The organism is Bradyrhizobium manausense (assembly GCF_001440035.1).
GTDB classification, from domain to species: Bacteria; Pseudomonadota; Alphaproteobacteria; order Rhizobiales; family Xanthobacteraceae; genus Bradyrhizobium; species Bradyrhizobium manausense.
Genome location: NZ_LJYG01000034.1, coordinates 1 through 21,903 on the forward strand (window position 1 = coordinate 1; position 21,903 = coordinate 21,903).

Annotated in this window: 19 protein-coding genes; 8 read left to right on the plus strand and 11 right to left on the minus strand. The window is 60.7% G+C overall.

Going from position 1 to position 21,903, the window contains the following annotated elements; genetic code table 11:
* The coding region (locus AOQ71_RS07495; protein WP_162268295.1) for an IS91 family transposase at nt 1–493 on the minus strand (493 nt) is incomplete at its 3' end.
* A gap of 12 nt (nt 494–505) precedes the next feature.
* Nucleotides 506–1,381, minus strand: a complete 876-nt coding sequence (locus AOQ71_RS07500; RefSeq protein WP_205668180.1) for a tyrosine-type recombinase/integrase — start codon at nt 1,379–1,381, stop codon at nt 506–508.
* 319 nt (nt 1,382–1,700) lie between these two features.
* On the opposite strand from AOQ71_RS07500, the gene AOQ71_RS07505 reads away from it, so the two are divergent.
* Nucleotides 1,701–2,738, plus strand: a complete 1,038-nt coding sequence (locus AOQ71_RS07505; RefSeq protein WP_083514030.1) for an IS630 family transposase — start codon at nt 1,701–1,703, stop codon at nt 2,736–2,738.
* Between the two features lie 360 nt (nt 2,739–3,098).
* Here the strand turns inward: AOQ71_RS07505 and AOQ71_RS07510 are convergent, their stop codons facing one another.
* Together AOQ71_RS07510 and AOQ71_RS07515 are read right to left on the minus strand one after the other, a co-directional pair.
* Nucleotides 3,099–4,298: an IS91 family transposase gene (locus AOQ71_RS07510; protein WP_057743901.1), complete on the minus strand. Its 1,200-nt coding sequence runs from the start codon at nt 4,296–4,298 to the stop codon at nt 3,099–3,101.
* A gap of 11 nt (nt 4,299–4,309) precedes the next feature.
* Nucleotides 4,310–5,185, minus strand: coding sequence for a tyrosine-type recombinase/integrase (locus AOQ71_RS07515; protein ID WP_057743903.1), 876 nt, complete (start codon nt 5,183–5,185; stop codon nt 4,310–4,312).
* A gap of 2,401 nt (nt 5,186–7,586) precedes the next feature.
* Here AOQ71_RS07515 and AOQ71_RS07520 point away from each other — a divergent pair.
* The 4 genes from AOQ71_RS07520 to AOQ71_RS07535 all read left to right on the plus strand — a co-directional run bounded on the left by AOQ71_RS07520 (nt 7,587) and on the right by AOQ71_RS07535 (nt 11,233).
* Nucleotides 7,587–7,844, plus strand: coding sequence for a hypothetical protein (locus AOQ71_RS07520; RefSeq protein WP_063958205.1), 258 nt, complete (start codon nt 7,587–7,589; stop codon nt 7,842–7,844).
* A gap of 51 nt (nt 7,845–7,895) precedes the next feature.
* The gene (locus AOQ71_RS07525; RefSeq protein WP_057743906.1) at nt 7,896–8,168 is read left to right on the plus strand and encodes a hypothetical protein; all 273 of its coding nucleotides are present in this window, start codon (nt 7,896–7,898) and stop codon (nt 8,166–8,168) included.
* Between the two features lie 1,486 nt (nt 8,169–9,654).
* Nucleotides 9,655–9,900: a DNA ligase-like domain-containing protein gene (locus AOQ71_RS07530; protein ID WP_245316782.1), complete on the plus strand. Its 246-nt coding sequence runs from the start codon at nt 9,655–9,657 to the stop codon at nt 9,898–9,900.
* Between the two features lie 697 nt (nt 9,901–10,597).
* Nucleotides 10,598–11,233 carry a tetratricopeptide repeat protein gene (locus AOQ71_RS07535; protein WP_245316783.1) on the plus strand — a complete coding sequence of 212 codons (636 nt, stop codon included), beginning with the start codon at nt 10,598–10,600 and terminating at the stop codon, nt 11,231–11,233.
* 43 nt (nt 11,234–11,276) lie between these two features.
* Here the strand turns inward: AOQ71_RS07535 and AOQ71_RS07540 are convergent, their stop codons facing one another.
* From AOQ71_RS07540 to AOQ71_RS07565, 6 genes are all read right to left on the minus strand, one after another.
* Complete coding sequence (locus AOQ71_RS07540; RefSeq protein ID WP_057743910.1) at nt 11,277–11,600, minus strand: DUF3240 family protein; 324 nt, start codon at nt 11,598–11,600, stop codon at nt 11,277–11,279.
* Nucleotides 11,597–14,674, minus strand: a complete 3,078-nt coding sequence (locus AOQ71_RS07545; RefSeq protein ID WP_057743913.1) for an efflux RND transporter permease subunit — start codon at nt 14,672–14,674, stop codon at nt 11,597–11,599. Before AOQ71_RS07545 ends, AOQ71_RS07540 begins: the two co-directional genes overlap by 4 nt.
* Nucleotides 14,675–14,676: 2 nt before the next feature.
* Nucleotides 14,677–15,750 carry an efflux RND transporter periplasmic adaptor subunit gene (locus tag AOQ71_RS07550; RefSeq protein ID WP_245316791.1) on the minus strand — a complete coding sequence of 358 codons (1,074 nt, stop codon included), beginning with the start codon at nt 15,748–15,750 and terminating at the stop codon, nt 14,677–14,679.
* A 502-nt stretch (nt 15,751–16,252) separates the two neighbouring features.
* Nucleotides 16,253–17,671: a sensor histidine kinase gene (locus AOQ71_RS07555; protein WP_057743918.1), complete on the minus strand. Its 1,419-nt coding sequence runs from the start codon at nt 17,669–17,671 to the stop codon at nt 16,253–16,255.
* Nucleotides 17,668–18,333 carry a response regulator transcription factor gene (locus AOQ71_RS07560; protein WP_057743921.1) on the minus strand — a complete coding sequence of 222 codons (666 nt, stop codon included), beginning with the start codon at nt 18,331–18,333 and terminating at the stop codon, nt 17,668–17,670. Before AOQ71_RS07560 ends, AOQ71_RS07555 begins: the two co-directional genes overlap by 4 nt.
* Nucleotides 18,333–18,689: a PepSY domain-containing protein gene (locus tag AOQ71_RS07565; RefSeq protein ID WP_347336687.1), complete on the minus strand. Its 357-nt coding sequence runs from the start codon at nt 18,687–18,689 to the stop codon at nt 18,333–18,335. Before AOQ71_RS07565 ends, AOQ71_RS07560 begins: the two co-directional genes overlap by 1 nt.
* A gap of 106 nt (nt 18,690–18,795) precedes the next feature.
* Between AOQ71_RS07565 and AOQ71_RS07570 the strand changes: the two genes are divergently transcribed.
* Genes AOQ71_RS07570 through AOQ71_RS07580 form a run of 3 tightly spaced genes read left to right on the plus strand, consistent with a single transcriptional unit; the run spans nt 18,796 to nt 20,381 of the window.
* The gene (locus tag AOQ71_RS07570) at nt 18,796–19,068 is read left to right on the plus strand and encodes a PepSY domain-containing protein (protein ID WP_057743924.1); all 273 of its coding nucleotides are present in this window, start codon (nt 18,796–18,798) and stop codon (nt 19,066–19,068) included.
* A 10-nt stretch (nt 19,069–19,078) separates the two neighbouring features.
* Entirely contained in the window at nt 19,079–19,645 is a 567-nt protein-coding gene (locus tag AOQ71_RS07575; RefSeq protein WP_057743927.1) for a cytochrome b/b6 domain-containing protein, read from the plus strand.
* Nucleotides 19,646–19,685: 40 nt separating this feature from the next.
* Nucleotides 19,686–20,381 carry a VIT1/CCC1 transporter family protein gene (locus tag AOQ71_RS07580; protein ID WP_057743930.1) on the plus strand — a complete coding sequence of 232 codons (696 nt, stop codon included), beginning with the start codon at nt 19,686–19,688 and terminating at the stop codon, nt 20,379–20,381.
* 324 nt (nt 20,382–20,705) lie between these two features.
* Here AOQ71_RS07580 and AOQ71_RS47425 read toward each other — a convergent pair.
* Nucleotides 20,706–21,903, minus strand: a 1,198-nt coding sequence (locus AOQ71_RS47425; RefSeq protein ID WP_245316784.1) for an HAD-IC family P-type ATPase, incomplete at its 5' end; no start/stop codon positions are given.

Consider the following 21,903-nt stretch of genomic DNA (forward strand, 5'->3'; position numbering starts at 1 on the left):
TCATGTGCACATGCGGGTGGTGGGTCATGGCCGAGCCCCAGGTGTGCAGCACGGACGTGATGCCGATCCTGGCGCCGAGGTGCTTCGGATCTGCGGCGATCGTCAGCATGGTCTCGGCCGAGGCCTTGAACAGCAGATCGTAGACGATGGCCCTGTTGTGATAGGCGATGTCGGCGATCCGAGCCGGCACCGTGAACACAATGTGATAATACGGCACCGGCAGCAGTTCGGCCTCGCGGTCGGCGAGCCACTGCTTCGCCGCGGCGCCCTGGCACTTCGGACAGTGCCGGTTGCGGCAGGAATTGTAGGCGATGGTGGTAAAGGCACAGTCCTCGCAGCGCGCGACATGGCCGCCGAGGGCTGCCGTGCGGCAGCTCTCGATCGCCGACATCAACTTCAACTGGTCGAGGCTGACATGGCCGGCATGGGCGTGACGCCATGCCGGGCCATGGCTGCGGAAGATATCCGCAACCTCCAGAGCCGGGCGCGACACAGGTGCCCGGCGTCAGCCGGGCGGCCGCGCCTCCTTGAGCTTGAGAGCGATGTGCTCCAACGGGCTCATGACCTCGCTGATGGTCTTGGTAGCGACGCGGGTGTAGAGCGCGGTGGTGTCGAGCTTGGCGTGGCCGAGGAGCACCTGAATGACGCGCACGTCGACGTTCTGCTCCAGAAGGTGAGTAGCGAAGCTGTGGCGCAATGTGTGCAGCGACACGCGCTTGTTGATCTCCGCCATCTGCGCGGCGGCATGACAGGCACGATTGAGCTGGCGCGTGGTCATTGGCTGGGCCGGATCGCGGCCCGGGAACAGCCAGCCTAGCGGCCGAGCCATCTTCCACCAGGCCCGTAGCAGCGCGAGCAGGCTGGGCGACAGCATGACATTGCGGTCCTTGCCGCCCTTGCCCTGCTCGACGCGGATGATCATCCGCTTGCTGTCGATATCGGAGACCTTGAGCGAGACGACCTCGTTGGCACGCAGCCCGGCACCGTAGGCCACGCTGAGAGCCGCCTTGTACTTCAGCCCCGGCGCGGCATCGAGCAGCCGCGCTACCTCCTCCACGCTCAGCACCACCGGCAGCTTGCGCGGCTCGTGAATGAACTGGGTGTGCTCGACGATATCGTGGCGCTTCAAGGTGACTTTGAAAAAGAACCGCAACGTCGAGATGGCTTGGTTGATGGTCGGCACGCCAGCGCCGCCCGTCGCCAGATGCAGCTGATAACGACGCACGTCCTCGAAGGTCGCCAGATCGGGCGATTGCCCGAGAAACAAAGCGAAATGCTTGACCCGTTGAATGTAGTCATGTTGGGTCTTGGCTGCGAACTTGCGGATCGTCATGTCTTCGATCATGCGCCGGCGTAGCGGGCTTACTGCCTCGTCGGTCATGGGGATGCTCCTGTCTTGGGTGAGATTGTTGCAACACCTCAATCTCAAGACAGGACGCCCCGTTGCGCTATCGTCTTAGCCGTGCCGCCAGCCGCGGAAAGCTACCGCGCGAGCGGTTTAGTCCTTTGACCCGAAGTGGACTTGGACAATTGCTTGGCAAACAAGGTCCATACTCGCAGAGGGGCCGTTTCCGCGATGTTATTCCGCTGATGGCTCAAGGGTGCGCGTCATGAAATCCGATCGGACAATTGAGAGAAGCTATCTCCGACAATGGCGCCTACTGATCACCGAGTACGAAGCTGTTAGATCTGGAAACTCCATGGCATTCACCAAGGTGCGAGACTTCTACGCGCATCATGGCACTTGCTCGCAAACCTTTCGAAAGTACTACAACCGGTATGCTGCTAGCGGGCTCACGAGCGATTTGCTCCCGCAACGGCGTGGCCCGAAACATCGCGTTCAGTCAAAAGCCGAGGTCGTCGCTGCAAGAGATGCAGTATTCAAAATACTCCATTCTCCGCCGTCCGATTTCGGCTTCAACCGGTCAACGTGGAAGCGCGATGATCTGCAGCAAGCACTGAAGACAACCGGGGTGCTACTGAGCAAGCGGAACATACATTCCATCATCCGCTCTGCTGGTTATCGGTGGCTAAAGGCTAAGCAGGTCCTAACAAGTAAAGACCCAGAGTACCGCAACAAGCTAGGCAACGTACAATCTATTCTACGGCATTTACAGCGCGATGAGGGCTTCTTCTCGATCGACGAGTTCGGACCGGTCGCCGTTCTAAAGCGCGGCGGGCGCAGCCTTGTTGCTCCCGGTGTGAATGCTACGGTACCTCAATGGCAGAAATCCAAGGGAACGTTGATAATCACCGCAGCCCTAGAGCTTTCAACAAATCAAGTGACACACTTCTACTCAGAGAAGAAAAACACGGTAGAGATAGTCAAGCTGCTGGATCAATTGCTAGCTTGCAACCGCCACCTGTCGCGCATCTATCTGTCTTGGGACGCGGCTTCGTGGCACATGTCCAAACAACTCGCGCGTCGGATCGCGTCAAACAACGTTATGGCAGAGGTCACTGGTTCGACCCGGATAGAGACCGCGCCATTGCCCGCAGGCGCGCAATTCTTAAACGTCATCGAGGCGGTATTCAGCGGAATGGCACGGGCGATTCTTCACAACAGCGACTATCCATCTGTTGACGAGGCCAAAAGAGCAATCGACAGGTACTTCGCTGAACGTAACCTGTATTTCAAGGGGCATCCGAAAAGGGCGGGCAATAAGATTTGGGGCGGCGAGCGGGAAACCACCACATTTTCGGAAAGTAGCAACCACAAAGACCCGCGATACAGATGACATGAAAAGGTCTGGTCGTGTGAAGGGTTTCGGATGCCGGCCGCATGACCGACGGCGCGGCATATTCGGGCGGCCGGCGTCCGAAAGCCTCCAAGGGAGGAAACCGCGCGTGAGGAAACGTAAGGCGTTGCGGCAGTCGCTATGGGGATTTGAGCGTCGTGGGCGAGCTCGTTGATCGGGATCGAGCCGGTCCAACGCGTTGCGCGACGGTGAAGTCACTGACGAATGCGCAGCGGATGGCATCGAACTCCACAAATTGTCCGACGGTTTGTGACGGTTGATAGATATCTGGACGCGCTCTGCCGTGGCTGGTCGAAGGCCAGCGAGCGCGGCGAGCGGATTTGCGCGATTGCGGCACGGTCATGAGGTGTCGATCCTGATGTGGTTCGTTGGAGCTGTCGGCCGATGCCGTGGCATTGCACCGCGCTCGAAGACTTCGATGATGTTCATGCGACCGCCGCAGCATGGACAAGCCGGCTTGCTGGGATCGACGGCGGCCACGGTGGGCTGACGTTCAGGTTTTGCAGCGGCGAGCAGCTCCCGGGCGCGTGCGATGTTGTCGGTGCAAGCGCCTTTGGCGAACAGGCCGTAGTGGCGGATGCGGTTCAAGCCTTTTGGCAGCACGTGGCTGAGGAAGCGGCGGATGAACTCGAAGGTCCCGAGCCTCATCTGCTTGTATCGATCGCGGCCTTCGATGCGATAGTCCTTCCACTTGAAGGTGACGCCGCGCTCGTCGCAGGCGATCAGGCGGCTATTGGCGATGGCGACGCGATGGGTGTAGCGCGACAAATAGGCCAGCACCGCCTGAGGTCCGCCGAACGGCTGCTTGGCGTAGACGACCCATTCAGTTTTGCGCAGCGGCGCCAGGAAAGCTGCGAAGGACTGTGCATCGGCCAGCTCTGTGTGCTCGCCGAAGAAGCTCAGGCGGCCGGCTTGGTGGGCGGTGACGAGCTTCTGAAGGAACAGGCGCCGGAACAGGCGGGAGAGCACGCGCACGGGAAGGAAGAAGCCCGGCCGACACGAGACCCAGCGCTGGCCATCGGGCGAGATGCCACCGCCCGGCACGATCATGTGCACATGCGGGTGATGGGTGAGCGCTGAGCCCCAGGTGTGCAGCACGGCGGTGATGCCGATCCTGGCGCCGAGATGCTTCGGATCGGCCGCGATCGTCAGCATGGTCTCAGCCGAGACCTTGAACAGGAAATCGTAGAGGATGGCCTTGTTCTGGTAGGCGATGTTGGCGATGGCTGCTGGCAACGTGAACACCACGTGATAGTACGGCACCGGCAGCAACTCGGCTTCGCGGTCGGCGAGCCAGTCCTTGGCGGCGGCGCCCTGGCACTTCGGGCAGTGCCGGTTGCGGCAGGAGTTGTAGGCGATGGTGGTATAAGCGCAGTCCGCGCAGCGCGCGACATGGCCGCCGAGTGCCGCCGTGCGGCAGCGCTCGATCGCCGACATCACCTTCATCTGGTCGAGGCTGACATGGCCGGCATTGGCTTTACGCCATGCCGGACCATGGTCGCGGAGGATATCCGCAACCTCCAACGCCGGGCGCGACATGGGCCTTGGCGTCAGCCGGGTGGCCGGATCTCCTTGAGCTTGAGTGCGATGTGCTCTAGCGGGCTCATGACCTCGCTGATGGTCTTGGTGGCGACGCGGGTATAGAGCGCCGTGGTGTCGAGCTTGGCGTGACCGAGCAGCACCTGGATGACGCGGACGTCGACGTTCTGCTCCAGGAGGTGAGTGGCGAAGCTGTGCCGCAAGGTGTGCAACGAGACGCGCTTGTTGATCTCCGCCATCTGGGCGGCGGCATGACAGGCGCGGTTGAGCTGGCGGGTGGTCATCGGCTGGGCCGGATTGCGGCCCGGGAACAGCCAGCCCTGCGGCCGCGCCGCCTTCCACCAGGCCCGCAGCAGGTCAAGCAAGCTCGGCGAGAGCATGACGTTACGGTCCTTGCCGCCCTTGCCCTGCTCGACGCGGATGATCATGCGCTTGCTGTCGATGTCGGCGACTTTGAGCGAAACCACCTCGGCAGCACGCAGGCCGGCGCCATAGGCGACGCTTAGCGCCGCCTTGTACTTCAGCCCCGGCGCGGCAGCGAGCAGCCGCGCCACCTCCTCGACGCTGAGCACCACCGGCAGCTTGCGCGGCTCGTGAATGACGTGGGTGTGCTCGACAATCTCGTGGCGCTTCAGCGTGACCTTGAAAAAGAACCGCAGGGTCGAGACGGTCTGATTGATGGTCGGCACCCCAACGCCGCTCGCCGCCAGATGCAGCTGGTAGCGCCGCACGCCCTCGAAGCTCGCCGTATCGGGCGAGCGCCCGAGAAACGCCGCGAAGTTCTTGACCCTTTGCACGTAGTCATGTTGGGTCTTCGGGGCCAACTTGCGGATCGTCATGTCTTCGATCATGCGCCGGCGCAACGGGCTCATTGCCTCGTCGGTCATGGGATGCTCCTGTCTTGAGTGAGGTTGTTGCAACCCCTCAATCTCAAGACAGGACGCCCCTCGGCGCTATCGTCTTGGCCGCCCCGCTTGCCGCAGCGGCCTACCGCGCGAGCGGTTTAGTCCCCTGGCCGTTCAGCGACGTGCAGCCGTGTCTGATGGAAGTCTGCTCACTGCGTCAGAGCAGACCAGATTTGCTCTACCCGAGTTCTTCGCAGTTTGACCATCGCGGGCTTGACTGTTGCTGGTCTGGCTCACCCCGCGAACGGACCCACAGTAGGCGCTGTCCTCACCTGCGGGCTCGTCGGTAACCGTAAGGCCCTCACCTGTCCCAAGACGCGACGCAAAACCTTGGCACAACTTGTGCATGATAATCTGCACCGGAGATTTGCGTTAAACCCACCGGGGCTGGACAGCCGCCGCCCGCGTTGCATTTAAGCGGGCGGCGTTTTTGTTTTCTGATTTGACGCCCACCGAAATTTCGATAGCCGACGGTAATAGACCGGGGATGCGCTCGGAATTCCAAAACCCTACGGTGCCCACTTTTAAGGGCATTTGAATGAGGCGGGCCACTCCACCGGTTCTTATTTGCAAAGAATGCAGGCATCCCATGGAGTACCTTGCGACACTCCCAAAGATTGCAGGTCTGCCGGCTGTTTATGCCTATCGCTGCTTACCCTGCCAAAGGGTCGACACGATCCCTATCGCCGGGTGATAGGTTCACTCGGCAATCGTACTCCCAAAGCAGCGGCTTCTAGTGCAGCGTCGATTGTCATAGGCTGCATTTCTTTCTTCCCGCGGTTTGGCGTCGATCCTCTAGTGATCAGCCACATACGGCTAGCGCAGCTAGCACATTCATAGAGCTTTAGCTCGCATCCTTCAGCCACCGGAAAAAGCGCTTTCAGCGCTCTGGCTTGGCAGCAAACGATGCATCCGGCTTCGCCGTGCACGTTAGTCCCCATCGACGCAATTCCGCCTCGATTAAGAAGCCTGAATCTCGAATCGGGAGCAATAGCGTGCGGCTATTAATTCAGTGGCGTGCTAAAATAGCCACACGGATTCCATAGGCGAAACACGATTTAATTCGCGACGAAATAATCTTGAAACAATCGGCCGCTTCAATCCGTGTGTCTGGGAGCGACGTTTGTATCCTTAGAAATTTTCACCCAGCGGCTGGATTGAGACATCATTTTTTTCCGATGGAAAGGGTCGCACGATCAGGCGGCCCTTTCTCGTGTTGGATTGCAGGCCGATGTTGGCAGAATCTACGGTTGCTTGCACAGCGCCGTGATCACACTGAGGCGGCCGGAATTGCTTTTCGTGGTTTCAATTTTGAAACCCAGCCCTCGCTGGCGCGTTAGGGCTCGGTTGCGGACATTTATTTCAAGCCTTGGCGTGTCGCCCTTCGCGGAGGGTTTTTGATGGATCAGCACCGGACAGCATTGGTCTTGTTTGCACTTGCCGTGGTCGCCGTTGTCGTGATCGCGTCTGCAGTCACCGTGGAAAAGGTCAACCTCCGGACAGCGAGCAACGACGCGCCGCCGTATACGACGGGCCTCGCGAGACCACATCAACCACTTGATCGGGCTCCCGGCGAGCCGTTACCGACCGTAGGCGGGCCGGCTGGAGCGACTAGACAGCGTCCCTGACCGAACACAGCGGCGGTGCTTCCGACGCCCCGGGGGTATAAGGGGTTGGTAGCACATTAGGTGGAAGCCGGTGGAAGGAATAGCAAGTGGAAGCTTAGGACGCCCTCACCGCACGGAAAGAACTGGAAGCCAAGATCGCACGATTGAGGCAAGTCGCCGATGGCATGGAAGATCGCGAAGCCGCAACGCAACTTCTAATGCAGATATTGGCTCTGGAGGTTGAACTGCTCGGTAAAGAGTAAGCCGCCTGAGTTGACGGCCTCTTTCTATTCTCCCCGCCGGGTATGAACTCTGGTAGCATCGGGCCGTTCACAGAGAAGTCTGCGGTGAAGGCATGCTCTGGAGCTATCCTCGTGGGAAAGGCGGCGGACTTCAACATGACGCCTGCATCTCTGCCGACCTGCGGACGATGCCGCGGCAGCAGCGAGGTAATCGTGAGCGAACTGGTCAACGCTCGCATCGATGGGACGGTGACGATGTATCGGTGTCGATGGTGCGGGTATGTGACCTGGGACGATCGCCCGGGGCCGCGCAATCACCAGAGGCACGAGGACGTCCCTTCTTCATGAAGCGCTCTTAACTTCGACAGGGTTCTTAAAGTTAGTCCGCTTTTCCACACCCACGACGCGCAGTAGCCAGCGGGCGTTTCGAGACACCACCGATTGATAATTTGACTCTGGCTCGCGCCGCGGTTCGATGGCGGCATGCCTCGCCCTGCCCGACCAAAAGACCGCACCGAACCGGATGGCCGACCGTTGAAGATCACGCTGGGCGATTTGCGGTCAACGGGCGTGCGGGTTCTGATCGTGTTCTGCGAGGACTATCGCTGCAGCCACAACGTCAAGCTTGCAGCCGAGTACGTCGACCGATGGCCGAACGAACTCAGGATTTCGCAGCTCGAGCCGCGGTTCGTCTGCACGGCATGCGGCATGCGCGGGTCCTGCATTGTCGCCGGCAGCAACGGCACCGAGCAAGCTATTTTGCCGAGGAAGAAACCCGCGCCGACCCGATGATGATTGAGAATCGCCTATAGAGCGCAGGCAGTTGGCATGGGGGACTTAACAATGAAGCTGATGAACGAGCGTCCGTATTCCGATCCAGAGGTTGCAGCACGGAAGCTGGTCGAGCTCGCCAAGGGTGTCGAGGCTGTTCAGGACGGCCGCATCCACATCGAGAGGATCAACAGCCCTTTCCTGTCGAAGTCCGGATGCAACGCGACAGGCGCCGAGTTTGGCGCCGGCATTAAATACGCGATCGAAAAGAGCTGGATGGATGTGCACGAGAGCGGGACCTACGTCCGGCTTTTGTCGCCAGGCGACAATCTTATGTCGCGATGACCACCCGTAAATTTTCCAAAACGGGCGGCTTGGGCCTTGTTGGGGCATCTGGTTGCTGGGCAGTTCCTCTGGCGGCTTATAGTCGTCTGGAAATGGAAGCATGTAGTTGCTTCCCCACTGCGGAAACTCTTTATCAAGCCGATCCATGACTACCTGCCAATTTGGCGAGTATTTCTAAGCATAAGGACGGCCGCCAAATGCTCGCGAAGCTTAGGATGCCCGACGTCCTCGGTTAGCCTTTGGAACAGTGTGTTCTTGTAGTCGCCCCTCGGGTACGAGGGGGAGCAACACTGCAGGTGATGCAGGTATTGCTGGACATGCTGGGGCGGATGGGCGCCTAACCCTGGTGCGTTGCTGGCCCAATACTGCCGAAATTGATATTACGTCATTAGTGACGTAATGACCGTTTTGTTTGTTGAGTCCTGCTGGGCCGTCTGCCAGCGTGCCGATGTCTCGCGCGGCTATACTTATTTGTGCAAGCCCCAGAACGCGATCGGCAGACGGGTGATGGCCCATTCCGAGCAGCAAGAGAACGCTTTCCACACCCACGACGCGCAGTAGCTCGCGCGCTTTCCGGGGCCGCCAGGAGCGACGGAGCGATTGCCAAGTTTTCCCGAATAGCCCAGGTTCCTGATCCCGGGCCAGAAGGTGAACTTGCCACGGGCGGCCGCGCTCGCTTCATTAACTTTTGGCTGAAGCAACATATGTTGGTGTCGGAACAACGCCGGGTGATCTTAATCTCGATTGCATCATTTTCCCGATCGGTCCAACGGCGGGCCATGATCCAAGTTTTCGTTCAAAAACTTGGCTGGGGGCTAGCACGACATGCGAGAACGTCATGGTCAAGCGGCTGAGGCCGCTGTGCTGTTGCGTGAGCGCCTAGAACAGCTCACATCTCAATTGTTCGAACTGGAAAGTCTTCGTGCCCGCGTGGTTGAGGCGGAGCGGAGCGCTCCGGTCATCGCCGCAACCGCTCCGCCGGGTCCGCGAAGCTTAGAGCGCGGACGAAGCGTTGTCATTAATCGAGCACGGCCCTAGTCGCTAACTCTGTTGGGACGACCTTCCGTCGCGTCGACTGCGGCTGGAGCAAGTGGTCCGCAAGGAAGCGCTGAACCGAGCCAAGATGTTCGCGAGGATCATGAGGGGCGTGATCAATCGCTGGTCCGAAGGTAACGCCACGCCTATCTGAATCCGCGAACGAGGCCGCCCACCGAGGCGGCCTTACTCGTCCCAAATGAGTCGCCGCAAGCACATCTATACAGGTTGATGCATCGGTCATTCCGAGGCGCAAACAGCCTGTGCAGTAAGCGAGGAATCCCGCCGCAGCGTTGGCACGGTGGCGGGGCCGTCTTCCGATCTTGCTGGTCGCGTTCCATCCGTGTCCTCGAAGACAGGCGGGAGCGCGCGTCTCTCTCAGCCGCCGAAGCCCATGAATCGTTCCCGGCGATTGAGCATTCGTAGACACTCGCGTCGGCACGATGCCGAGGTGCAGCTCTATGCCTTCGACATCGTCGCACTCGCCGGCGAGGATCTGCGGCAACTGCCGCTGACGATGCGCAAGACGAACCTTGGGCGCCTCCTGCGCGGCCGCCCTGACGGCATGTTCGTCGCACCGTTCGAACCTGGCGCGATCGGCCCGGAGCTGTTCGGCGCAGCCTGCCGGATGGGCCTCGAGGGCCTGGTGTCGTCGCGATCGGCGTTACAGCGGCGGCAGATCGAAAGGTTGGATTAAGGTCAAAAACCGGACACACCCGGCCATAACGCGCGTCATGGAAAGCTTCCGCTGAGGGTGCCGTTGCTGCGCAGGGCAACTATCGACAGGCTCAAAGCTCGGGAAATGGCCTTCCGTCACGAGCGAGCTTCTGAAGCTCTTCGATAGTGCCTCTGAGGCAGTCGCACCCGCCGCAGATCACCGGAGCAGTCAGAGGCGCGTCGATGGCGCAAGACGGTCCGTTGCAGGATTGGCTCAGAAGAGGTGGTAGCCGAAAGGCAATCCAACGGGACGCTTAAGATAAACGAGGTGCAGTCCCGCCAGTTGTTCCAATTCAGTAAAGATCAATCTGGGGCTCGGTGCGCTGAAACTCCGACGCTCAAGCGGTTTGCGCCTTGCACGCTACGGGAATGTCGACCTGAGTTCTTGCGCTGGCCAAGGACGCCTCTCACGTCGCGTTTCGCGTTTCGAACGCCTAAGCCGAGGTCGACTGCTCTGAATGCGCTATTTGGACCTCGGGCCATCGTTCGTCACTCCAAGGTGATGGCGGATGATGATACCGGAGGATGACTGACAAGATCCCGTTGATCCACGTCAGTCAAATGTCAGCTACCAACCACCATATTGGCCAACACCAAAACCAGCCCAGAGGGCCGACGAGCGCTCGTACTCTCGGGTGCTATTGGGTCTCGGTCACAAAGTGGCAAGAGTGCAGGCAATGATGAAATCCCTCACAAGAATTGTCGCCGGTGGAACGCTCGCCATGACTGCGATGCTAGTCGCGTTTTACACCTCGCCAGCGTCAGCGCTGAGCGACGAAGATTGGGATACCTGCGCACGTTCCGCTGAGCTATCGTCTGATCGCCCCATCCGAGGATGCACGGCGATCATCTCCGCAGGCGAGCGGCTTCTCGCCCAATTGGTCGCGGCTTACAACAATCGTGGGCTGGCGTTCAGGGCGAATGGAGATCTGGACCGCGCCATAGAGGACTACGATCAGGCCATTCGCCTGATGCCCGACCACCATGTTGCCATCAACAATCGGGGCGTGGCGTTGATGGCCAAGGGCGAGTTAGACCGCGCGATCACGGACTTTGATCACGCGATTCGACTGAAATCGGATTACTTCGCAGCGTTTGGTTCTCGAGCAGCGGCTTATAGCCGCAAAGGCCTGTTCGACCGTGCTATCGCCGACCTCGACGTCGTCATCAAAGCAGACCCGAAAAATCAGATTCTCATCCGCGAGCGCGCCACGATGAAAGCCAAAATGGGCGATGCAGTCGGCGCCGACGTGGATTTTTGTCGAGCAGAGGCACTTGCTGGCGGCACTATCGCGCCGACGCGTCCGAGATGAATCCTGTTCGGATCTGACGCGATGCATCAGCGGATCGGCAGCATCACCGGTTGGGGAGATCGATCACGCCGAATTCCGAGACTGGCGTGACCCAATAGACGATCCTGGATCCAACGAAGGCCGCCTTCAGCCGTTCGAGCAACTGCGCAGCTGCTTGCACCCGGAGAATCGTCCGGACCATCAGTTCGTCGGCATGCCCTTTGACCCGCTCGGCCGATGTCTGCAATCGGACGTCGGGACCGTGGCCCGCGGCGTCCGAGGCCGTGAAGCCGGAAACGAGATCGCTCTGCTCGCTGAGAAAGTCGAACAGCTCGTCGCGGAGCGCTCGGCCGGCGATCAGCGTGAGGCAGGCGAATTCGGTACTCATTTAGCCTCCTTCATGATGCCGCCAAATCGGCGATAAAGGATCGGCAGAAGGATCAGCGTCAAGGCTGTCGAGGAGAGCAAACCACCGATCACCACGATTGCGAGCGGGCGCTGGATCTCCGATCCCGGACCGGTCGCAAACAGGAGTGGGATCAGGCCCAAGGCCGTGATGCTCGCCGTCATTAGAACCGGTCTGAGCCTGCGCATGGCCCCCTCGACGACGATGCGACCCTCCGGTACGCCATGGGCGCGGAGTTGGTTGAAATAGGAGACCAGAACGACGCCGTTCAGCACCGCAATTCCCAAAAGCGCGATGAACCCAACGGACGCCGGGACCGAAAGGTATTCGCCGGTAAGCACCAGAGCAAACACGCCGCCAATCACGGCGAACGGGATATTGACGAGGACCAACAGCGCTTGTCGGATCGAACCGAAAGTCGTGAAGAGCAGCACAAAGATAAGCCCGATCGCCACTGGCACCACGATCGAAAGCCGCGCCGCCGCGCGTTGCTGATTTTCGAACTGACCGCCCCAAGTCAGCCTGTAACCCTCGGGCAACGGCAACTCCGTGGCGACCTTCTGGCGAGCCGCCTCAACGAACCCGACCATGTCTCGACCGCGCACATTGGCTCGCACAACGCTCATCCTATTTCCGTTCTCGCGATTGACCACAACGGGACCGTCGACGCGCTGAATGCGAGCGACTTGTGAGAGCGCCACGTGCTGGCCCGAGGCAAGGGTTAGCGGCAGGCTGGCGAGCAGTGTCGGAGCCTCGCGCGTCGTTTCGCTGCCGCGAACGAGGATGGGAGTACGGCGTCCCTCTTCCAGCACCGTGCCGATCGTGCGTCCCTCGATCTGGGTGCGCAACGAATTGGAGATGGCGTCCACCGTCAGGCCGAGCCGCCCCGCCTCCATCCGAGTCACGGTGATCGTGTAATATTGGGCACCCTCGTTGAGCGTGGTGTAGACATCCTCAGCGCCGTCGATGCCGGACAAAATGGCGGATAGCTTACTCGCAATCTCATTGAGCTTGCCGATATCGGCTCCAAAGATTTTCACCGCGACATCGCCGCGGACGCCGCTGATCATTTCCTGCACGCGCATGTCGATCGGCTGTGTAAAGCTGAGCGACAGTCCCGGAAAATTGCCGAGCACCTGCCGCAGTTCTTCAATCAGGGCAGATTTGTCGATTGTCTTCCGCTCTTCTGCGGGCTTCAGGACCAGGAATGTGTCGGTCTGGTTAGGTCCCATCGGGTCAAGCCCGAGCTCGTCGGACCCGGTCCGGGCCACGATACTCTTGACGTCAGAGACCTTCGCGAGAATGGCCGACTGAAGTCTAGCGTTGATAGCGATCATTTCGTCCAGGTTGATCGATGGTAGCGCCTCGACACTGACGATGGTGTCGCCCTCGTCCATCGTCGGCATAAAGGTCTTGCCGAGCTGGGTGTAGGCATAGCCGGCAGCGACGAGGGCCGCGGCTGCGGCGATGACTACCTTGCGCTCGTTCTTCAGTGCCCAAGCAAGTGCGGGTGCATAGAGCCGCGACGCAAGTCGGATCAACCACGGATCTTGATGCGACGTAGTCTTGAGGAGAAACGATGTTGCTACGGGAATGACCGTGAGCGCCAAGAGCAACGAGCCGCCGAGCGCAAAGATGATCGCGAGCGCTACAGGGATGAATAACTTCCCTTCAAGCCCCTCCAGCGTTAGCAGCGGCACGAATACGATCATGATAATCAGCACGCCCGAGGCGACCGGTTGAAGCACCTCGGAGACGGAGCGGTAGATGACATGGACTAGCGGCGCGGCCTTTCCCTGCGATTCCTTACTCAGATTTCCGACGACGTTCTCGACCACCACCACCAGAGCGTCGATCAGCATGCCGATAGCGATGGCAAGGCCGCCGAGGCTCATCAAGTTTGCTGACATGCCGACCATGCGCATGACGATAAGGGCGATCACGATCGCGAGCGGCAAGCTTAGGGCGATCACCAGGGAGGCTCGCCAGTTGCCGAGAAAAAGCAGGAGAAGCACGACGACAAGGACAGTTGCTTCACCAAGTGCGCGGATAACGGTGCCAACCGCGCGGTCAACCAGCCGGCCACGGTCGTAAAAGACCTGGATACTGACACTTTGAGGGAGTGATTGCTTAATCTCGTCGAGGCGTGCCTGCACGTCGGCCACCAGTTGACGTGCATTGGCGCCTCGCAGACCAAGCACGAGGCCCTCGACGGTCTCGCCATGACCATCCGCGGTGACAGCGCCGTACCGTGTCAGTGCCCCCAGCTGGACGCGGGCAATATCCTTGACCCGGATCGGAACCCCATCTTTGGTATCGACGACGATTTGCCTGATGTCGTCGATGGTCCGAATGCTGCCTTCGATACGCACAAGGGCACTGTCTTCGCCCTGATTGACCCGACCGGCTCCGTCGTTGCGACTGTTGGTTTCGATCGCGCGCCGAAACATTTCATAGGAAATGCCGCGGGCTGCAAGCGCATCGCTAAGCGGGACGATTTCAAACGCCCGGACATACCCCCCGAGCGCATTGACGTCGGCCACTCCTGGCACCGTCCTCAGCGCCGGACGGATCACCCAATCGAGCAGACTCCGCCGCTCGGCCAGCGAAAGTTCTGCACTTTCGATGGTGAACATGAACATTTCGCCGAGCGGGCTGGTGATCGGGGCGAGCCCACCTGACACTCCATCTGGCAAGTCACGGGTGATGTTGGCCAAGCGCTCGGACACTTGGTTACGCGCCCAGTAGATGTCTGTGCCGTCCTCGAAATCGACTGTGACATCGGCCAGGGCGTATTTGGTGGTAGAGCGCAGGATCTTCTTGTTTGGCAACCCAAGCAGTTCGAGCTCGATCGGCACTGTGACCCGCTGTTCCACCTCCTCCGGGGTGAGACCCGGCGCCTTCATGATGACCTTGACCTGGACGGGCGAGACATCCGGAAAGGCGTCGATGGGCAGGCTGGGCAACATAACCAGTCCGGCGCCGATCAATAGGAGCACACCAAGCGCGACGAAGAGCCGCTGAGAAAGCGCAAATGCGACAAGGCGTTCGAGCATGACTAGCCTGCGCCCAGTTTGAGCAGGATTCCGCGGAGCGCGGAGATGCCACTGACCGCCACTTCGTCCTTGTCTGTGATGGTACCGGAAATCACGACGTGGTCCTGGTCCTCCTCAAGTAACGTGACCGGCACCAGACGGAATCCGTCCTGCATTGCCACGAACACCGAGGCCTGCTCACCCCTGCGGATCAGCGCAGTGTAAGGAAGTTCCCAAGCGCTCTCCCGTTTGGAAACAAAGGAAATCCGAGCTGCAGCAGTCTGCCCCGGGCGCAAATCGCCTGAGTTCGGCACTTCGGCTCGGACCAGCACGGTTTGTGTAGCCGGATCGGTCGTTTCAGAAACCAGCACCACTTGGCCTGGAGTGTCATAGCCGTCGACCTCCACCTTCGCGCCTTGTTGAATGGCTTTGATATTCGATGCAGGCACCGCGATCTCGACCCAGAGTGGAGAGAGCTGTGCGAGCTTGATCAGCGGTGCCGATTGCTCCACGCGTTGGCCGGGAGAAACAGCAATATCGATCACGGTGGCCGGCCGCGGCGCGGCGACCGTTAGGGTCGCGGTGATCGCCGCCTCGCTGGTCAGTCTTGAGATCGTCTCATCTGAGAGGCCACTGAGACGAAGCATCTGACGGCGCTCCGCGACCGCAATGCTCGCCTGCCGTGCCTCCGCCTGGCTCGCCTCAAGAACACGCTGTGCTACCGCATTGCCTTGGAAGAGCTGGGTGTTGCGGTTGAGTTGCTGTGTAACCAGGACTTCCTGCGCCACGGCATGCAGATAGTCGCGCTGCTGCGACACGAAGCCCTGGCTCTCCATGATGGCGAGCGGCTGCCCAGCGGCGACGCGGTCCCCTCGCGCCACCGAAAGATTGGTGACCATGCCAGCCATGGGAGCGCTAACGACCCACAATTGCGGTGTGGGAACGACGATCTGGGCTGGATAAGGAAGTGTCTTGTCGGTTGGACTCGCAACAGGATGAACGACACGAACTCCCAAGCTTGTTGCCTGCTCAGGGCTGAGTTTCACTCCATCCTCGGCCATCGACATAGAAGGCACAGCCAGAAACGCCGCTACCATCAGGGTGCGGGTGCCGCTGCTCCACAAGCGCGCTGTTAAACTCCGATGCATTGCCAAGATCCCATTGCAGCGATCAAGACCGGAGATTTGTCCGTTGGACCAACTATTCTCCGATCTGCATGTCAGAGGGTTGATATTCATCAACTGCCTCGCCGGTCGCTGTTTGAAAAATAAGGCACCTTCGCTGACCGGAAGCTGTTGAGGCATGTCAGCAAATTGTCAGGTCCAATCGGCGATAAAGACCGGCTATGAAGCCGAAGTGGTACATCTCCTTCGAACCAGCGAACCGCGCAACAAACCGCATTTACCGGCGCGAGACCAAAACCTTTCTCACGGAAGCGGAGGCCAAGGCATTTGCACGGACGATTCTCGAGCGCGCCCTGCGCATTTCCGCCGGGACAATAAATCCTGTTCAGCCAAAACGAGTGATTGGATCGAAGCGTGAACTTTCTGAGTGGCTCTCTCGGACTTGATCAAAATACTGGCGCCGACGCCTATAGCGTCAGGCTTGCTGCTGCGAAGTTGCCGAGGCGTTCGATTCTGTTGCGGAAGGACTCGAGAGCTTGGAGATCGCAGACCGCGGAGCGATTCTCGCCTTCAGCCCGCCGAGTTCCGACTTCGAGAGGTGCAGCCCCCACTCATACGCCTCCAGGACGTCCTGGACGATTGCGAGACCCAGACCCGCGGTTCCTCCGCGCTCGTCAAGGCGGGCACCGCGCTCGATCACCCGCTCGAGCTGACTAGGCTCGATCCCTTCGCCATCATCTTCGACGACAAGGGACAGCCCGTCGCCGGCGACGGTGATGCGGACACGTTCCGTAGCATGTCGGGCGGCGTTCTCAATCAGATTGCCTAGTACTTCCGCGAGGTCGGTCCTGTCGAGCGGGACGGACGGATCGTCACCGACAAAGTTCTCGAACGTCACTCGCGCGCCGTCGGGAGTGCGCGAGATGGTCGCGATGATCGACCCTATGAGCGGCTTCACAGAGGCGGGTGTTGCGGGGTTACCCCTCGCGCTACCGCGAATCCTCGCCCGCGCGAGTTCACGGTCGACATGACGGCCCATAGCTTCTCCGACGGCGTCGATGTCCCGAGCAATGTCGCGCTCGCCCCGCTCCCGGAGACGCGAAGCATCGGCCGCAAGGGCAGCAAGCGGCGTCTTCAGCCCGTGCGCCAGGTCCGCGGCGCGACCGCGGGAACGTTCGATTTCGTGTTCCTGCGCATCAATGAGTGCGTTGACTTCCTCGACGAGAGATTGGACTTCGGTCGGGACCGAGGATGGCAGGTGGCGAATACGCCCTGCTCTTATATCGGCCACTCCGCGGCGCAGCGCGACGAGCGGATGCAAGCCGATGCCGACCTGGATCCAAGTCGCAAGGGCCAGCACGCAGCCGAGAAGGACAAGCGCGATCGAGAGATCCTTGGCGAACGCCGAGCTTGCCTCCGACACCCTCGCAAGGTCTTCGGCGACGGCGAGCCGGACGGTCACCGGCCTCCCACCCGCGGAAAGGGTGACGGCGCGTTCGGCGACCAGCACGCGCTGGCCACCGGGACCCGAAGCTTCGTGCTGGTGCGTTTCGCCAGGGCTTGGACGGTCGACCGGAAGCTCCATGGCCGAATCCCACAGCGACCGCGAGCGGAGCAACTGCCCGTGATCATCACCGACTTGCCAGTAGAGCCCGGAAAGAGGATCCGCGAACCGCGGATCGACCGGGGTCTGGGACAGCACCAGCTTGCCCTGGGGGTCGACGTCGATATTGGCGAGAAGCTGCTTCAAATGGACGTCGAGATCTTGCGCCAGGGTGCGTGACACATGGCGTTCGAAGAGGACGACGAGCCCCCCACCGGCAATCGCAAGCGCGATCAGGATCGCGACGATGCCGCCGGCGACGAGTCGCAGTCTGAGCGAGTGTCGTTTCATGCAGGCGCATCAGGCATCAGGTAACCGAACCCCCGCCGGGTCGCTATCGCGTCGGGACCAAGCTTCTTGCGCACGCGCCCGACCAGCACCTCAAGTGTGTTGGAGTCGTGCTCTTCGCCATGACCGTAGACGTTCTCGTCAATTTCCTGCTGCGAAACGACTCGCCCGCGATTGCGGAGGAGGTGGGCAACTAGCCTGTACTCGAGCGGTGAGAGCGTGATCGGCACGCCGCGGCGGGTCACCTTCATCTGCCGCTCGTCGAGTGTGATCTCACCCGCCGTTATGACCGAGGAGCCGTGCCCTGCCGAGCGCCGAACGATGGATCGCAACCGGGCGAGGAGTTCCTCCATCCGGAACGGCTTCGGCAGGTAGTCGTCCGCGCCAGCGTCGATGCCGTCTACGCGTTCGGCCCAGCTTCCCCGTGCCGTGAGGATGAGAACGGGCATGTGACGGCTGTTGGCGCGCCAACGCTTCAGGACGGCGAGGCCGTCCATTCCGGGCAGACCCAAGTCGAGAATGACGGCACCGTAGTCCTCGGTATCGCCGAGGAACCAGGCATCCTCTCCGCTCGCCACGGTCTCCACCACGTACCCGGAGGCTTGGAGCGCGTGCGAGATATCCGACGCTATCCGCTGGTCGTCCTCGATAACAAGCACGCGCATCACTTCACCCTCGTTCGCCCGATTTCGCCGCTTCGGGCGTCAACGTGGATCTCGAGCAGATGCCCCTCCTCGTCGACGACGCGAAATTCGTACATCCAGACGCCGGCCTCTCTTTCGAGTTTCACGCCGACGACCTCGCCCCGAAGCTTCCCCTTGACCATGTTCAGAACGTCGGCAAGCGGGCGTATCTCGCCAGCCTCCACCGCCCGTCGTGCGTCATCATGATCGCGGGCGAGCGCCGGCGCCCCGGTCGCCGCAAGCAGAAGGGCGGTTGCAAGCATAAGAGCGCGAACTCGGTGCGGGCGTAAGTCCATGAGGAAACTCGTCATCCGGAGGATATGGATGCCAGATATCACCTGACAATTCGCTGACTTGGCTCAACAGGCACCTGTCAGGCCGCTTCTGGCAGGTTGCATCGCATCGCCGCCGCATTGTGCGACCGGCCACCGTCAGGAGATACCTATGCGAACGATCGCCATTCTTACCGTCGCCGCTGTCACGCTCGGAGCGGCCACTGCCCAGGCCGGCAGCCTCGGCAAGCCGTGCACGTCGGCCCCGGAGGCCCAGTGGCTGCCGATCGCGCAGTTGCAGGCCAAGGTCGAGGCTCAGGGCTACAAGGTCCAGAAGGCCAAGCTCAAGAACGCCTGCGGCGAACTCTATACGCTCGACAAGAACGGTAATCGGGTGGAGCTGTTCGTGGACCCGACCAACGGTCAGATCATTGGCCAGATGTAACGATCCGCAAATGAGAACCGTGAGCAACACGATCGGAGCCGGCGGCGCCACGCCGCCGGCCACGGTCAAGGTCTGGGATCCCTTCGTCCGGATCTTCCACTGGTCGCTGGCAAGCTTGTTCGTTCTGGCCTACGCCACCGGCGACGACATCGAGCGGGTGCACGTGGCGGCTGGCTACGCGATCGCCGGGCTTCTCGCGTCCAGAGTCGTCTGGGGCTTCATCGGCCCGCAGCATGCGCGATTTTCGAACTTCGTTCATCCGCCGCGCGAGGTGTTCGCCTATCTGCGCGACATGGCGATGCTCAGGGCGCCCCGCTATATCGGACACAATCCCGCGGGCGGCGCCATGATTGTCGCGCTCCTCGTTGCGCTGGTCGGCACGTGCGTCACGGGCTACATGATGACGACGGACGCCTACTGGGGTTCCAAGCTGGTCGAACACATCCACGAATTCCTGGCCAACCTCACCGTCGGCCTGGTCGTGGCGCATGTCCTCGGCGTCTTGATTGCAAGCTTCGAGCATCGCGAGAACCTAGTAGCGTCCATGATCTCCGGCCGGAAGAGAGCTGCTGACTAGGCAGCTCTCTGCAAATCCAAACTGCAACCAGGAGCGTCCTTTGCCCGCCACCCCGCACGTCGAAAAGCACTTCACCGCCTCCGAAAGCGTCCGCGACGTCGTGATCGGGATGGCGGACGGCCTGACGGTCCCGTTCGCACTGGCGGCCGGGCTTTCCGCGGCCGTCGCCAGCACCGACGTGATCGTCACTGCCGGATTGGCCGAGGTCGTCGCTGGCGCGATCGCGATGGGCCTTGGTGGGTATCTCGCTGCGCGGACGGACGCGGAACACTATGCTGCCGAGGAACAGCGCGAGCACCATGAGATCGATCAGCTTCGCGAGCGGGAGATCGAGGAGGTGGAGCAGATCTTCCGGGAGTACGGCCTTGAAGGGGATGCGCTCAAGTCGGTCGTCGGCGCGGTCTCGGCGAATCGCCAGCGATGGGTCGACTTCATGATGCGCTTCGAATTGGGATTGGAGCGTCCCGATCCGAAGCGTGCCCCAATCAGCGCCGCCACGATCGGAGGCTCATACGTGGTCGGCGGCCTGATTCCCCTCGTCCCCTACATGTTCACCCAAAACATCGGAACGGCCCTGCAGATCTCGGTCGCTGCGACCGGCGTCGCCCTGCTTTGCTTCGGCGCCATCAAAGGACACTTCACCGGCGTCAACAAGATCAAGTCTGCCCTGCAAACGGTGCTGGTGGGTGGATTGGCCGCCGGAGCGGCGTACTGGCTCGCGCACCTGTTCGGATAGGCCGTGTACCCTCGTTTGCCGATCTCGAAGGTCAGTAACGTAGCGCGCCCAAACGTTATCCGCGACTAAGCAGCCAGATGACGCCCCCGATGCAGATGACGCCAATCATGTAAGGCAGCAAGTAGCTTAATAATGTCCTCACCCCAACCTCCCGACAGCCTGTGCTTGCAGTTTTGACTACGTATAGGCATCTCAAGGTGCGACCTCATCAGGGCCTTAGCCGCGCAGCGCCGGCACAGTCTGCGCGCATTCGGCAACCAATTTCACGCTCCCAAACGGCCGAAGATATTTTGAAAACAAAGAGAAAAGTCGCTTCCCTTGTCGCTATCGCACTCTCGTAATCCGTTGGATGACCGCGCTGCCAATTTGCGTGACGATTAGCGGCACCACGCTAAAGATAATCACGATCAACCACATTTCAGAACTTGGAGGCGCAAGCTGCAATAAATGCGCAGCCGACGGTAGGTAGGGTGGCACAGCGAGCAGCGTTGCACAGAGCAAGAGCGCGCCCCACAACCAGCCATTCCGCGTCACCTCGTTGACGAAGAGCGGCGAGCGCGGATCACGCATGTTGAACGTCTGGCAAAGCTGGGCAAAGGCGAGCGTGAGGAACGTGGTGGTGACTGTTGATCGGGCATCGAGAGCGAGCCAGAACGAAGCAGCCAGCGCCCCGAACGTGCCGGCGGTCAACGCCGCCCCGTGCAGGATGATCGTGATCCATTGCCGGCGGCCCAGGATAGGCTCTTTTGGATCGCGAGGCGGCCGCATGAGGATGCCCTCCTCGCCTTCGCCCATAGCAAGCGCGAAAGCCGGGAATACGTCTGTCACCAGATTGAGATACAGAATTTGCAGCGGCAGGAGCGGCAAAGGAAGCGCCAGCGACACCGCAAGGCCGACAGCCAACACCTCGCTGAGATTGCAGGACAAGAGGTAGGCGACGAAGCGACGGATATTGGCGAAGATCACGCGCCCCTCGTGGATCGCCTTGATGATGGTTGGAAACGCATCGTCGAGCAGGATCATGGCCGCCGCTTCGCGCGCGACATCGGTGCCGCGCAAGCCCATTGCCACACCGATATCGGCCTGCCGCAGAGCGGGTGCGTCATTCACCCCGTCCCCCGTCATGGCGACAATCTCGCCCGCAGCCTGATACGTCCGAACGAGGGCGAGTTTTTCATCTGGAGTTACTCTCGCGAAAATTCCGATGTCTCGGAGCGCAGGCCGCCCGGTTTCAATCATCTGCCTGATATTCTTGCCCTCCACGACATTCGCAACGTTCTCCCCAAGATCGACGGCTCGACCGATACTTTTCGCCGTCACCGCGTGATCGCCTGTAACCATGACAACGCGAATTCCCGATTGCCGGCAGTCCTGGATGGCCGGTGGCACGTCGGCCCGCGCGGGGTCTTCCAAGCCGACAAGACCAGCAAGCACCAGCCTGTCATAGGGTTCGGCATCGGCCACCTGGTCGATCCTCGTCGCGCAGGCGAGCACCCGCAGGCCCTCTCGGCCAAGCCGATCG

What these genes read in the sequence shown, in the direction of transcription:
- AOQ71_RS07500 (WP_205668180.1), bottom strand. Translation starts at nt 1,381, where the DNA reads ATGACCGACGAGGCAGTAAGCCCGCTACGCCGGCGCATGATCGAAGAC.
- AOQ71_RS07505 (WP_083514030.1), top strand. Translation starts at nt 1,701, where the DNA reads ATGGCATTCACCAAGGTGCGAGACTTCTACGCGCATCATGGCACTTGC.
- AOQ71_RS07510 (WP_057743901.1), bottom strand. Translation starts at nt 4,298, where the DNA reads ATGTCGCGCCCGGCGTTGGAGGTTGCGGATATCCTCCGCGACCATGGT.
- AOQ71_RS07515 (WP_057743903.1), bottom strand. Translation starts at nt 5,185, where the DNA reads ATGACCGACGAGGCAATGAGCCCGTTGCGCCGGCGCATGATCGAAGAC.
- AOQ71_RS07525 (WP_057743906.1), top strand. Translation starts at nt 7,896, where the DNA reads ATGAAGCTGATGAACGAGCGTCCGTATTCCGATCCAGAGGTTGCAGCA.
- AOQ71_RS07535 (WP_245316783.1), top strand. Translation starts at nt 10,598, where the DNA reads ATGATGAAATCCCTCACAAGAATTGTCGCCGGTGGAACGCTCGCCATG.
- AOQ71_RS07540 (WP_057743910.1), bottom strand. Translation starts at nt 11,600, where the DNA reads ATGAGTACCGAATTCGCCTGCCTCACGCTGATCGCCGGCCGAGCGCTC.
- AOQ71_RS07545 (WP_057743913.1), bottom strand. Translation starts at nt 14,674, where the DNA reads ATGCTCGAACGCCTTGTCGCATTTGCGCTTTCTCAGCGGCTCTTCGTC.
- AOQ71_RS07550 (WP_245316791.1), bottom strand. Translation starts at nt 15,750, where the DNA reads ATGGTAGCGGCGTTTCTGGCTGTGCCTTCTATGTCGATGGCCGAGGAT.
- AOQ71_RS07555 (WP_057743918.1), bottom strand. Translation starts at nt 17,671, where the DNA reads ATGAAACGACACTCGCTCAGACTGCGACTCGTCGCCGGCGGCATCGTC.
- AOQ71_RS07560 (WP_057743921.1), bottom strand. Translation starts at nt 18,333, where the DNA reads ATGCGCGTGCTTGTTATCGAGGACGACCAGCGGATAGCGTCGGATATC.
- AOQ71_RS07570 (WP_057743924.1), top strand. Translation starts at nt 18,796, where the DNA reads ATGCGAACGATCGCCATTCTTACCGTCGCCGCTGTCACGCTCGGAGCG.
- AOQ71_RS07575 (WP_057743927.1), top strand. Translation starts at nt 19,079, where the DNA reads ATGAGAACCGTGAGCAACACGATCGGAGCCGGCGGCGCCACGCCGCCG.